The 13021-nt window shown below is 44.0% G+C and carries 11 protein-coding genes and 1 tRNA gene; 11 read left to right on the forward strand and 1 reads right to left on the reverse strand.

From position 1 onward, the window contains the following. Positions 1-476: 476 nt before the first annotated feature. The 11 genes from HWQ39_RS03725 to HWQ39_RS03775 all read left to right on the forward strand — a co-directional run bounded on the left by HWQ39_RS03725 (position 477) and on the right by HWQ39_RS03775 (position 11195). Positions 477-1016, forward strand: a complete 540-nt coding sequence (locus HWQ39_RS03725; RefSeq protein WP_292841747.1) for a DUF3172 domain-containing protein — start codon at positions 477-479, stop codon at positions 1014-1016. Positions 1017-1233: 217 nt separating this feature from the next. Next, positions 1234-2706 carry a DICT sensory domain-containing protein gene (locus HWQ39_RS03730; protein ID WP_292841749.1) on the forward strand — a complete coding sequence of 491 codons (1473 nt, stop codon included), beginning with the start codon at positions 1234-1236 and terminating at the stop codon, positions 2704-2706. A gap of 381 nt (positions 2707-3087) precedes the next feature. Then, positions 3088-4035 (forward strand): zinc-binding dehydrogenase, encoded by a 948-nt coding sequence (locus HWQ39_RS03735; RefSeq protein ID WP_292841751.1) that lies wholly within the window; start codon positions 3088-3090, stop codon positions 4033-4035. 10 nt (positions 4036-4045) lie between these two features. Next, a complete protein-coding gene (locus HWQ39_RS03740; protein ID WP_292841753.1) occupies positions 4046-4396 on the forward strand; it encodes a hypothetical protein in 351 nt (116 codons plus the stop codon). A gap of 29 nt (positions 4397-4425) precedes the next feature. Then, positions 4426-5226 carry an SDR family oxidoreductase gene (locus HWQ39_RS03745; protein ID WP_292841754.1) on the forward strand — a complete coding sequence of 267 codons (801 nt, stop codon included), beginning with the start codon at positions 4426-4428 and terminating at the stop codon, positions 5224-5226. A gap of 66 nt (positions 5227-5292) precedes the next feature. Then, positions 5293-6207, forward strand: a complete 915-nt coding sequence (locus HWQ39_RS03750; RefSeq protein ID WP_292841756.1) for a TauD/TfdA family dioxygenase — start codon at positions 5293-5295, stop codon at positions 6205-6207. 609 nt (positions 6208-6816) lie between these two features. Continuing rightward, positions 6817-7410, forward strand: coding sequence for a glutathione S-transferase family protein (locus HWQ39_RS03755; RefSeq protein WP_292841757.1), 594 nt, complete (start codon positions 6817-6819; stop codon positions 7408-7410). Between the two features lie 143 nt (positions 7411-7553). After that, complete coding sequence (locus HWQ39_RS03760; RefSeq protein WP_292841935.1) at positions 7554-8933, forward strand: LLM class flavin-dependent oxidoreductase; 1380 nt, start codon at positions 7554-7556, stop codon at positions 8931-8933. A 148-nt stretch (positions 8934-9081) separates the two neighbouring features. Next, complete coding sequence (locus tag HWQ39_RS03765) at positions 9082-10044, forward strand: DMT family transporter (RefSeq protein ID WP_292841759.1); 963 nt, start codon at positions 9082-9084, stop codon at positions 10042-10044. Positions 10045-10380: 336 nt separating this feature from the next. Continuing rightward, a complete protein-coding gene (locus HWQ39_RS03770; RefSeq protein ID WP_292841761.1) occupies positions 10381-11001 on the forward strand; it encodes a hypothetical protein in 621 nt (206 codons plus the stop codon). A 120-nt stretch (positions 11002-11121) separates the two neighbouring features. Further along, a tRNA-Val gene (locus tag HWQ39_RS03775) sits at positions 11122-11195 on the forward strand. Between the two features lie 430 nt (positions 11196-11625). Here the strand turns inward: HWQ39_RS03775 and HWQ39_RS03780 are convergent. Beyond that, on the reverse strand, positions 11626-12609 hold the full coding sequence (locus HWQ39_RS03780) for an RNA polymerase sigma factor, RpoD/SigA family (protein ID WP_292841763.1): 984 nt from the start codon (positions 12607-12609) through the stop codon (positions 11626-11628). Positions 12610-13021 lie beyond the last annotated feature (412 nt).

The raw sequence follows: 13021 nt of genomic DNA on the forward strand, positions 1-13021 counted from the left end.
TACAATTTCCATATGGCTATCGAGTCGGTGCAAGTTTTTTCTAATCAGCACCTTAATGGTTCGATAGCTTTCTTGTCTATTCCGTCAACTAAAAATTGTCCGGAGTATTGTAAGAGGATATTTGAAAATTATCAGGTGACTGGAAGTTGTTACTACACAAAACTTAGTCCACCTCCGTGGACTAAGAGAAAATCAAGAGTTTTTAACCCACCTCGGTGGGTTGGGTTTGTGTAGCTGCGACTTCTAGTCGCCCGGTGAGTAATAAATTCAGCTGCTTATCAGGTGGACAAACTTTCGCCAAAATGTACTATATTAAAATTCTGTCCAGATATCTAGATAACTTCCTATTTTTTGCATTTAACAAGAATATTGCACACAAAGTTACAGGCAATTAAATTCAGGAATAGGCATACTGAAAGAGGGAGAAAACTTTAGACAACTCCCTGCCAAATCGGCGTGAAGGTGATTAAGCAACAATGAGACGTAAATCTACTGGTAGATCGGCTACTACTTCTAAACCCTCTATTTTCCAATCCCCTCTATTTAACTTCACCACCATCGCAATTATGGGAGGGGTGTTAATTTTGGGAATTGGGATTGGTATTGCTTTTAGTTCTACAACCACGTTGACCCCATCGAATGTGGCTTCTCGTGAATTTATTGACACCAAAGCACCAAACCCTGAAATTTGTGTGCAGTACGGAGCCAGCGCGATGGTTATGGACGCTAGACTCTTCGTCACTCTCAACCCCTTCAATGTCTATGTTGCCCAGCCTAGTATGCGTCCTGGATGCGTAATCCGACAAAATAACTGGGCGCTTTTAGAGCAACGTAAGCTGGTGACATCCGATCAGGTAAGAGATTGTAAAAATCGCCTGAACACCTTTGGTTTTACAGGGAACTTGGACAGTGACAAACCTGATATTAGGTGCATATATCAGAATGAAGCTGCTCAAAATTTCTTCACAGCTCAACCAGGAGCAGTTGGAACACCTCAGGAAACGGACAGATTTTAAAATTAGGCATAGAAAAGAGGCAGAGGGGCAGGGTGCGGGGAGCGGAGGGGAAAACTCTTCTCTCTGCCCCCTGCTCCCCTGCCTCCCCAATCCCGTTGTAAATAGAGTTTTTTATAGTTAATGTTTCTTTCCGTGGGTATTTTGTAAAAAATGCACACATAAAGGTGAAAATCGAAGACAGAATTATTTCTTGCTTCATCCTTTTTGTGCTTGACTCATGAATGTTTCTCTAGCTAAGGATCTGTCTGTTTATCAACTGGTGATGGGAGTGCAAGCGCCTCCTAAACCATTGTCCCTCAGTCCTGCTACTCTGCTATCACTAGTGAGAGCGCAAATTGATTTACTCATTGAGGAGCAAATTGCAGCGACTTTATGGGTGAAGCTACCACCAGAAAAAATTTGGCAATCAGAATTAGCGCGTTATCAATCTTCGGTAGGTGCGTCTAGTCTCATCTATACTTGCCAGATTCAGGAAAGAGTAGCGGAAGATGGGGGAGATGGGGAAGATGAGGGAGAAGGAAGAGTAAATGCCTCCTCATCTCTCTCATCTCCCTCATCCCTCAATCATGTCCCCGTTCATCTGCCACCCGATAGCCAACTGCGACGGGAAAACTTTCTGATGGTGTTATCGCCCCAGTTTTGTAGTTTAATTTTGGCTCATCGCCCACTTAAAAAAACCAAAAGCCGGACATCGGGGAAGGTAAAGACTAATAAAAACCAGCCGTTGCTGATTATAAATACTGTTGAGGGGAGAGTAATTCAGCAAGTATTTGATGGTATCCAACAAGCAATTACGCCAGAATCATCCCAAATTTTACCTGCTAGTTTTATTTGCCCAGCTGTCCCCCAAGCCTTACTCATAAATCAATTGTTCGCAAAACAACTCCTGCGGCAAGATGAGATTAATCGTCAAATCATTAAAGTACGCGCTACTAAATTGCAGTTACAAAATCAAGAACTGCACAACAAAGAGCAACTCAAAGATGAATACTTGAAAAATGTGTGTCAGGAATTGCGTACACCCCTCACCCACATGAAGACAGCACTTTCATTATTGAATTCCCCTAGTCTCAAGCCCCCCCAGAGACAACGTTATTTACAGATGTTAAATACCCAGTGCGATCAGCAAAATTCCCTGATTACTGGTTTGTTGGAATTGGTGCAGCTAGAACACAACTTAGAAGGGACTACTTTGGAGTCAGTGCGTCTCTCAGAGATTGTACCTGGAGTAGTCAGCACCTACCAACCTCTAGCCCAAGAAAAAGGGATTATGTTAGCCTACACCGTACCGACTGAACTCCCATCTGTTTGGTGTGTGAGTGGTGGGCTGAGGCAAATTGTGATTAATTTACTGCACAACAGCATCAAATTTACTTCTCATGGAGGAGAAGTATGGGTGCGTGCCCGTACTCAAGGCAATTATGTCCAATTAGAATTCCGAGATACAGGTATCGGTATTGCCGAAAACGAAATTCCCAAAATCTTTGATCGGTTTTATCGTGTGCGTACAGCAGCAACAGAAGACTATGGTGGTGCTGGGTTGGGATTAACAATCGTACACCAATGGCTGCTGCGCTGTGGCGGATCTATTTCTGTAAAAAGTAAATTATATGAAGGTTCTACCTTTACAGTGCAACTAGCAAGTGTTGGCAATATCCCAAAAGCGATCGCTACAGAAAATGAGTTGTAACCCAATACAGTTCAGAATGAGCAACAAAACACTTGTAGAGACGGCGATTTATCGCGTCTTGAGAGTGCTGAGTAATGAGTAATGAGTGATGAGTAATGAGTTATTATTCTCCCCCCAGTCCCCAATCCCCACTCCCCAACCATTGATGAAATAAATCTTTTCACAAAATGCTTGATTCTTCTAGCTGCCTGTGATACCTTACTTTTTACTTCTGTAAAATACTGTAAGTTTATCAAAATACCGTAGTTTACGGATTTCGTTAACCTAGTTCCAGGAATTTGCAGTTAAGAATCAATAGCGAATCTATCTATTGCACACTATTACAGACAATACATTGCGAACCAACAAACTAGAAATTAATCTCTAAGCCAGGGCAACCTTATGAGCAAAATACGTGCTGTGATTGTTGATCCTAATGTGCCGGGGCGTTTGGCACTGAGCGAAGTGACTGCACCAAAGCCAGCCCCAGATGAAGCTCTAGTGCGGGTAGCAGCAATTTCCCTCAATCGGGGAGAGATAAAACGTTCAACCACTGCTGAGGCTGGTTGGCAGCCTGGTTGGGATTTAGCAGGTGTAGTGGAAATCCCCGCCGCCGATGGATCGGGGCCTTCTGAAGGGGCACGTGTAGTAGGCTTGCGCCGCGCCGGTGCTTGGGCAGAACTCGTGTCTGTTCCCACCAACGCCTTAGCAGAAGTGCCGCCATCGGTATCTTTTGCTCAAGCTGCCACACTGCCTGTAGCGGGTTTAACTGCATACCATGCAGTGTTAAAAGGTGGTTCACTTTTGGGTCGGACAGTTCTGGTTACAGGTGCATCAGGAGGCGTTGGTTACTTCGCTATCCAATTGGCGCAACTATCAGGCGCGCAAGTTGTAGCACATATTCGTCAAGCTGGCTATGAAACTCTAGTTAAAGAAGCAGGGGCGCAATCGGTGGTGATTGGCGAAGACCTCTCACCTGCTAGGGAGTATGGGCCCTACGATCTAATTGTAGAGTCAGTAGGTGGCAAGACTTTGGGGGTAGCCCTTGGCTTACTGGCACAGGATGGAAAAACTGTGCTGTATGGAGTATCTGGGGGATCTGAAATAACATTCAATGCAGCTCAATTTTATGGGACTGGTAGCGTCAGCTTGTATGGTTTACGTCTGTTTGATGAATTGAGATTTGAATCAGCAGCAGTCGGTCTAAAACGGCTTTTGAGTCTAGTAGAAGCAGGTGAGTTACATCCTCACATTAATTTAGAAGCTTCTTGGACAGAAATAGCTGATGTGGCCCAAAAACTACTCGATAGGCGTTTTCCAGGTAAAGCTGTGTTGCACATTTCAAACTGAGCGATCGCAAATGCATGGGGATAGCACTGAATTCTGGTTCAAACTAGATCGGCTTGTAGCCGTTAGTAATCTCAACATAGATCGTCCAAAAGGGACATCACATCCACGTTATCCATCCTTTGTTTATCCGTTGGACTATGGATACTTGGAAAACACTCGCTCTGGAGATGGAGGCGATATTGATGTCTGGATAGGTAGTTTGTCTAGCAAAAAAGTTACCGCCATCATTTGTAGTGTTGACTTGGAAAAAAGGGATACAGAAATCAAAATACTTCTGGGCTGCACTTTTGAGGAAAATCAAGCCATCTTGGACATCCAGAATATAGGCTCTCAATCAGCAATATTATTGGTTCGCAAATAAATTAATTACATTTTTGAGGGTAAGTTTGTATGAGCTTAGAACTAAAACTATCAGGTAAAACAGCGATCGTTACTGGAGGAAGTGCGGGAATTGGTTTAGCCACCGCCAAAGCACTTTATAGTGAGGGTGTAAATGTGGCGATCGCATCTCGCAATCAAGAACGCTTAGATCGGGCTGTAGCTGAAATCCAGTCTTTACCCACCCCAGGCGCGAAAGTTATTGCCATCAGCGCTGATTTAACGAAAGCAGAAGATATCGAGAAAGTTGTCTCAACTACATTGGCCCAGTTTAATCAGATTGATATCTTGATTAACAATGCCGGATCAGCCCGTGCAGGATCTTTCCTAGAATCCACAGATGATTTATTTTTGGATGCTTGGAACTTAAAATTATTGGGCTATATCCGCCTAGTTAGAGCCGTCGTTCCCCATCAAAAAAGTCGCGGTGATGGGCGGATTGTCAATATAATCGGCGGTGCAGGACGGACACCTCGTCCGAACTTCCTAGCTGGTGGTACAAGCAATGCTGCTTTGCTGAATTTTACAAAGGGCATTTCTAAAGAGCTAGCCGAGTACAAGATTCGCATTAACGCTATCTCTCCTGGTGCTACAGCTACCGAGCGTGCCGAGACTTTAGCGCGGCAAAATGCCCAAGCGCAAGGCATTACCGTCGAGGAAGTGAAGGCGCAAAACATCCAAAGTATTCCTTTAAAAAGAATCGCCCAGCCAGAAGAAATTGCCGCGCTGGCGCTATTTTTGGTGTCCGATCTTGCTGCATCGATTACAGGAACAGAGATTATCGTTGATGGCGGGTCTACCCCTGGTGTTTAACAGTAGAGACGCAATGAATCGCGTCTCTACATTTTGTAAAAACATAAACTTTTTGGAGATAAAAACATGGGTTCTCAATATTTTGATATCAAACCAGTTGCAGGACGTATTGGTGCTGAAATCATTGGTGTTAATCTGAGTTCTAACCTTAGCGATGACATCATCAGTGATATTCGCAAGACTCTAGTCAAATACAAAGTGATCTTTTTCCGCGATCAGCAACAGCTTGATGCTAATGGACAGGTTGCTTTTGCCCGTCGTTTTGGTGAAGTCACTACAGCCCACCCTACCGTACCATCGCTGCCAGAAAATCCAGAAGTCTTAGACCTGAATTATGGCCGCACCACTTCCCGCGCCAATAGCTGGCATACCGATGTGACATTTGTAGACCGTCCACCTCTCGGTTCCGTCTTACGAGCGCTTGACATTCCGCCAACTGGTGGCGATACAATTTGGGCAAACTCGGTAACTGCATACGAAGATTTACCTATCCATTTGCGTAATCTTGCAGACCAACTTTGGGCAGTACATAGCAACAAATACGATTATGCTACTGCATTTGATCTACCTGAAGATGCCAAGGCTTACCGGGCTGTCTTCACCTCGACTGTGTACGAAACTCTGCACCCAGTTGTACGCGTGCATCCTGAATCTGGGGAGCGGGGGCTATTCATCGGCGGATTTGTGCGCCAGTTCCGTGGCTTATCAACAACTGAATCAGATGACATTCTGCGGCTGTTGCAAGCATATATCACACGTCCTGAGAACACAGTGCGGTGGCGTTGGCAAGTTGGTGACGTAGCCTTTTGGGATAATCGGGCTACTCAACATTATGCGATCGCAGATTACGGCGATCAGCCCCGCCACGTTCAACGCGTCACAATTGTCGGCGATCTCCCAGTTGGCATCGATGGTAAACAAAGTGAAGCGATCAAAGGAGATGCTTCTGAATACAATCGTCGTCAGGCTGTGACTGCGTAATAATAGTTGGGCATTGGGAGTAGGTGATGAGTCTTTGACACTCGCCGACGAGTCTTTGATACTCGCGGATGAGTCTTTAACACTCGCCGACGAGTCTCTGATACTTGTGAATGAGTCTTTGATACTCGCGGATGAGTCTTTAATACTCGTAAATGAGTCTTTAATACTCGCCGACGAGTCTTTGATACTCGTGAATGAGTCTTTAATACTCGCCGACGAGTCTTTGATACTTGTGAATGAGTCTTTGATACTCGCCGACGAGTCTTTGAACTCCACTCTCCTTTGCTGGCTTAACCTTCCACTGAGTTTGGATGCAGACTCAAAATAGCAATTTGTCAAGCTAGTTTTGAGGGTTTGTAGTAAGCAGTTTAGTGGTTAGAAAATAATAACTAAATTCCTTACCCTTCGGGTTCGTTAGTCGCTCATGGGGGAAACCCCCAAGACCGCGCTAACTCACTACGAACTTGCTTATCCATCATTTAAACTTGACAGACTAGTAGATGCCACTGAAATATCTTTCAGACATTTCCTAATTTCTTAACCAGATTTTTTCAAACGTTAAAACGATAGACATTTGAACCCGGTATCTAATGACGATCGCGCTTTTTTATGAAACTCTTCTATACGGTTAACTCTCAATACGCACGCATAGTACGAGCCGCTATCCTTGAACTAAATTTATCTGAGCGGATCGAATTACAAATAGTCACTGTTCGCAATCCGAACAGTGAATTACTAAATTACAATCCCACAGGTAAAGTTCCAACGTTAGCGACTGATGACGGATTTATCTTAAGTGAGACATATATCATCAGCACTTATCTCAATCAGTTAAATCCTGAAATTAAACTTGTTGCTGACAATTCTGATGGATTTTCTCGGCAACTTGAAGGTATAACAAGTGCATTTATAGATGGCATTAGCATTTGGACACGGGAGTTAAAGCGTCCCCACAGTGAGCAGTCTCCTGGGGTGATTGAGTTTGAGCGTGATCGAGCATTAAGAATTTTGGACTACTTCGAGAAGATATCAGATAAACTTGACCAAACTCCAAAACTTGCTCATATAACCCTCGCCTCTGCACTTGGATTAGAAATCCGTCTTCCCGATCTCCAATGGCGGCAAAAATATCCAAAACTTGCTAATTGGTACGATGAATTCTCTAAATTACCCTCCATCCAAGCAACAAAACCAGAATCATAAGCTAAACCACATTTAGTTTGCATATCTAAAATTTATATAACTCTTGTGGGGTGGGCAACATGAGCGCCCTAACTATGCAAGTTAAATGTGAAACAGCTTTAGTAACCAACATTTTCTTGTTCCAAACAGAAGAACGAAAAAGCATGAGTGCAAAAAAACAACTTAAACTCGGAGCATTTTTACCCGGTAGTGGTCATCACGTGGCAGCATGGCGACATCCCAACACCCCGGCTGATGGAGGTCTGAACTTCCAACATTACAAGCAGCTGGCACAAACGGCTGAACGGGGTAAATTTGATATGCTTTTTCTCGCAGATGGTTTAGCTGTCTGGGATCGAGGGCAAGGGACTGAGGCTTTTAGCCGTTCGGGACAATTCAGTGTCCACTTTGAACCTTTAACCTTATTGTCGGCTCTGTCTGCGGTGACAGAAAATATCGGATTAGTGGCGACATCATCAACAACTTATGATGAACCTTTTCATCTCGCCCGCAAGTTTGCATCACTAGATTATCTCAGCGGTGGTCGTGCTGGATGGAATCTTGTAACCTCTGCTGCTGAAGCCGCAGCGCAGAATTTCAGCCAAGAAAACCACCTAGAACACTCGCTGCGCTATGAACGGGCGAGGGAATTTGTGGATGTTGTCACCAAACTTTGGGACAGTTGGGAAGACGATGCTTTCCTCCACAATAAGGAGTCAGGTATTTACTTCGATGCAGAAAAGTTGCATATTCCCCACCACAAGGGTAAATATTTCTCGGTACGCGGTCCGCTCAATGTGGCGCGTCCACCGCAGGGATATCCAGTAATCGTACAAGCTGGATCTTCCGAGGCTGGACAGGATTTGGCTGCCCAAACAGCAGAGGCGATTTTTACTGCACAACAGACATTGGCAGAAGCTCAAGCCTTCTACGCCAGCGTCAAGGGGAGATTGGCTAAATACGGACGTTCCCCTGACCATCTTAAAATTATGCCAGGAGTATTCCCGGTGATTGGTAAGACTGAGCAGGAAGCTAAAGATAAATATGAGCAACTTCAGGAGTTGATCCATCCCTTGGTTGGATTAGGGCTGCTTTCTGGGCTAGTGGGTGGCCATGATTTGTCCAAGTATCCCCTAGATGGGCCGCTGCCTGATCTGCCAGATACCAACGGTGGCAAAAGCCGCTTGCAGTTGATCACCGATCTTGCCCGCAGAGAGAATTTGACAATCCGACAACTGTATTTGTGGATTGCAGGAGCGCGGGGACATCGAACGATTCTTGGAACACCAGAACATATTGCCGATCAGTTAGAAGATTGGTTCGTTAATGGTGGGGCTGATGGATTTAACATTATGCCGCCTTGGCTACCTGGGGGTTTAGAGGAATTCGTAGACTTGGTAATTCCCGAACTGCAACGCCGTGGAATATTTCGTACTGAGTATGAAGGTAGTACTTTACGCGAGAATCTTGGTTTGCCCCGTCCGGTGAACCAGTTCACCAGAAAGACTGCTCCTGAACCTGTGAGCGCCGGTTCCTTGGCATAGTAATATATTGATAGATAAATTCCCTGTAGAGACGGCGATAAATCGCGTCTTTTAAAGCGACGGCTTTGATTTTCTCAAACTTCATCTGGTTTGTTATTCCAGTGGTTTTAACAATACAATCAAGTCGTCTCTAAGGAAACTTTTTATCGTGTTGGGCATCCTAACGGTTCTACTATCCTCCTTTGTTTTAACGTTTCACAACGTTACAGTCCGAGTTTTGTTTTCAGAACATCTCGTACTAGGTTTATTTTTACTCGGTGGATACGTTAAACCGGATTTGCAGAATTCCTTCTTGCTGATGTTCATGCGAATGCTGCTGGTGGTTCCACTCATGGCATCTCTATCATTCAAGCTATATCCATCTGCTTGGACAGAACTCCAAGACTTGTTAACTCGCAAGCGCAGGGATGTTCTAATCCAAGCTCTTGGCTGTGGAGTGCTGATGTTTGTGTATATTGCCTCACTCTACATTGCTATTGGCTTGATTCCCACAGGCATTGCCTTGACCCTCTTCTTCACTTATCCCGTATTTACAGCGCTGCTATCTTGGAGGTTTTTTGGCGATCGCCCCACGTTGTTCCGTTGGCTGGTAATGGCTATTATTCTAGTAGGAAGCGCTCTCACTATTCCCCAATCTTCTGCCACCTATAGCAGTCATACCATTGCGATCGGCATTTTCGCTAGTTTTGGCGCTGGGATCGTTTACGCCTTTTATTGCATCATTGCTCAAAAATGTTTAGAAAAATTCCATCCAATTCCCTTTACTTGGATCAGTTTTGCCTGCACTCTACTGCTCTCTGGTATTAGCTTACTGTTTTGGCCAGCTAAAAGCGCCCAACTTGACTGGACACCCCTATGGATTGGTAGTATATTTTCGGGTCTTGTCAGCTTTCTCGGACACACTCTAAACAATGTGGGGATTCGGATGGTTGGAGCATCTACTGCTTCCATAATCGGTTCTAGCAGTCCAGCATTGACAGCGTTAGTTGCATGGATAAGCATTAACGAAACTTTAAACGTGATTCAGAGTACAGGGATTGGTGTTGTCACATTAGGCATCGCCTTACTTAGTGCCGAAGGCTTTGTGAAATCGCTCAAAATTAGAAGTTGAAAAAGAGGCAGGGGAGCAAGGGGGATAGAAAAGAATCGGGATTCAACCCCACCTGTTGCGCTAGCTTCTTTGTTCGCGCAGCGTCTCCGACAGGAGAAGGAGAAGAGAAGCCATGCCGTTGGCGGAGCCTCTCGTAGAGAAGGCTTTACGCTACGCTAACAAAATTCTTGCATTATTGATCCCCATAAATAAATTTAGGGGCTTGTATCCTTTTAGTTTTCGGTCAGGGGTCATTTCCCCCCGCTCCCTGCCCTCTTCTCCCTGCCTCCTCGTTGAATAGATCGACGCTACAATCTATCAGAAAAGCCAAGAAATAGTTAAATCTAGAGTGCCTACATGACAGCTGATTTGACATCTACAGCGACATCTGACTTTGTTACCGTGCTATCCCAGGCTACGGCTGCATATCGAGGACAGAGAAGTACACGCCCTAGCACTGAAATATTAGTAAATGCTTTGCTACAAGCAGAAAAAGCTGCCAAACGGCAACGATTGACTTACCCGTTTGAGTCTCTTTTAGGTAAATGGCAACTTTGTTTTGCCACTGGCACTAAGAAAGTCAGACAGCGTGGAGGAATTGTATTAGGCAAGGGTTTATATGTACCCAAGTTTATAGCAATCCATATTTCCTTTAATGCTGCTTTGGAACAGGATTCAGGCAGAGGCGAAATTGCTAATCAGGTTGAATTTAGCCCATTTTTATTGAAGCTCACAGGCCCAGTGCAATATTTAGGTAAGAAAAATTTATTGGCGTTTGACTTTAACCAGATGATTCTCAGTGTGTTTGGTGGTGTTGTTTCTAATAGAGCAATCCGTTCTGGTAAAGTTCAAACAGAAGATTTTTATAACCGGTCTATAGCTAAACTACCCTTCTTTGCCTTTTTTTTAGTGACAGAAGATTTTATTGCAGCTCGTGGCCGGGGAGGAGGCTTGGCATTTTGGATTCGAGAAATTTAATCTGTTTGTTTCATTCCACGAAAAGCTACTGTTGATTAAGTTTACAGAGTTCGTCTGATTTGAGCATTTATCTTGCATTATCAGAGAAGTATATGCTACTATTCATAATCGTGTGGCTAAGGACGTATAGCTCAGTTGGTTAGAGCGCTACGTTGACATCGTAGAGGTCACTGGTTCGAATCCAGTTACGTCCATTTCTGTGATTTCAACTTTGAGTTTGCCGCTATCACTTAAAGGATAAGATGGCCATTTTTTAAGGATAAGTGGCCGTACAATTAAGCTGGAATGCTTATTTTTCCGTTCTACACAATCTGTGGCCATCGCATTTAATCTTTTAAAACATGTTTGACCATGTGTTCTGCTCTCCAGTCACTTAATGCTTTAAAAACGGCCACTTTATCCTTTAAGTGACACATCTTGGTAAACTATGGTTGTTAGCTTGAACAACTTATGGTTGTTATCGCATGTTGGATGGAGTGTAGGCATAGATGTCTTTTTTGCTGTACTAATCTTTATTGTCCTCCGTTTTTGCCGCTAAGTTTTTACCAAAAAAAAATTGCCCCCTGAATTCAGGAGGCACATCACCAAGGTGGTGTAGAGATGCGAAATTCCGCGTCTCTATTTTTAGCTAGCAACGTATTCTTTGACATTGGCACGACGGCGACGCAGATGAGCCAAAGCTTGATGCTCTAACTGACGGACGCGTTCACGGCTGAGACTCAATCTCTCACCCACTTTCGCCAATGACATTTCATTACCATCTTCTAAACCAAAGCGTAAGGCTACAACTTCTCGCTGTTGCGGGGTTAGTTCCGCTAGCAGGTTGTTCAAGTCTTGGCGTAAGAATTCCTGGTTGGTGTAATACTCTGGTGATGGGCCATCATCTTCGAGCATTTCTTGCAACTCAGTATCCTGGTTTTCACCAACTCGCACATCCAAAGACACTGGTTGACGAGCCATATTCAGATACTCACGAATCTGAGCAGGTTCTAGTTCTAGTGCTTTAGCAATTTCGGCTGGAGTCGGCGATCGCCCCAAGGTTTGAGCTAACTCGCGTTGCACTTTTTTGATTTTGTTCAGTTTCTCGGTAATATGGATCGGTAAGCGGATAGTGCGACCTTGTTGAGCGATCGCACGAGTAATTGCTTGGCGAATCCACCAGTAAGCATAAGTCGAGAACTTATAACCTCTCATTGGGTCAAATTTCTCTACACCCCGCTCTAATCCTAGTGTTCCTTCCTGAATTAAATCCAGAAACTCCATATTCCGCTTTTGATACTTTTTAGCAATAGCAACAACCAAGCGCAAATTCGCTTCGATCATTTTTTGCTTTGCCCGCTTACCTTGCGCCACCGTTTGTTGTACTTCGGTTTCCGATTGTTGAACGTGGTCAGCCCACTCTGACATATTCGGTTCGCGTTGCAGTTTCTTCGCTAAAGCTTCTTTGGCATCGAGCAGCGTCATCATTTGCTGTACCTGCTTCCCAAAGATAATTTCTTGTTCGCGGGTTAGCAATGGTACACGACCAATTTCTCGCAGATAGGTTCGCACCATATCAGCCGTGAATTTGGTGTTGACGTTTTCCGTTTGGGTATTGCTAGTAGGCATTGGTGCGATGTCCTCTAATCCGTAAATATAATGTATATTTTCTTACTAAGATGATTGAAAAAAGTAGTACATCTATCACGAAATATCGGGAGCTACCAAAAGCAATTAATTCAGTTGATACAGCCGTTGTTATGACGGTAAGCTCCCAATGATAGGTTCCCCTACTTCCCTAAATTTTTAATCTTTTATAAGCACGCTAGTTGTTTTTGAGAATTTTTGTTTTGGGCTGTTACTAACACCAATCGGAAAATCCGAAGTCGGTATGAGTTCCACTTAACTTTATATTACGACAAATCAGGCAGATAGTGAACTATCTTAAGATAAATCCTAGAATTATAATTCAAAAGCGGCAGTTAGAGAAAAAAATTTTAATTTCCTTGAAATTACTTACTATATCTATAGTGACGCCAAA

The sequence above is a fragment of the Nostoc sp. NMS8 genome (assembly GCF_017115045.1).
Lineage (GTDB): Bacteria > Cyanobacteriota > Cyanobacteriia > Cyanobacteriales > Nostocaceae > Nostoc.

Excerpts from the sequence above, each read along its gene's own strand:
- HWQ39_RS03735 (WP_292841751.1), top strand. The coding sequence starts at position 3,088 with ATGAGCAAAATACGTGCTGTGATTGTTGATCCTAATGTGCCGGGGCGT.
- HWQ39_RS03725 (WP_292841747.1), top strand. The coding sequence starts at position 477 with ATGAGACGTAAATCTACTGGTAGATCGGCTACTACTTCTAAACCCTCT.
- HWQ39_RS03780 (WP_292841763.1), bottom strand. The coding sequence starts at position 12,609 with ATGCCTACTAGCAATACCCAAACGGAAAACGTCAACACCAAATTCACG.
- HWQ39_RS03770 (WP_292841761.1), top strand. The coding sequence starts at position 10,381 with ATGACAGCTGATTTGACATCTACAGCGACATCTGACTTTGTTACCGTG.
- HWQ39_RS03750 (WP_292841756.1), top strand. The coding sequence starts at position 5,293 with ATGGGTTCTCAATATTTTGATATCAAACCAGTTGCAGGACGTATTGGT.
- HWQ39_RS03745 (WP_292841754.1), top strand. The coding sequence starts at position 4,426 with ATGAGCTTAGAACTAAAACTATCAGGTAAAACAGCGATCGTTACTGGA.
- HWQ39_RS03730 (WP_292841749.1), top strand. The coding sequence starts at position 1,234 with ATGAATGTTTCTCTAGCTAAGGATCTGTCTGTTTATCAACTGGTGATG.
- HWQ39_RS03740 (WP_292841753.1), top strand. The coding sequence starts at position 4,046 with ATGCATGGGGATAGCACTGAATTCTGGTTCAAACTAGATCGGCTTGTA.
- HWQ39_RS03755 (WP_292841757.1), top strand. The coding sequence starts at position 6,817 with ATGAAACTCTTCTATACGGTTAACTCTCAATACGCACGCATAGTACGA.
- HWQ39_RS03760 (WP_292841935.1), top strand. The coding sequence starts at position 7,554 with ATGAGTGCAAAAAAACAACTTAAACTCGGAGCATTTTTACCCGGTAGT.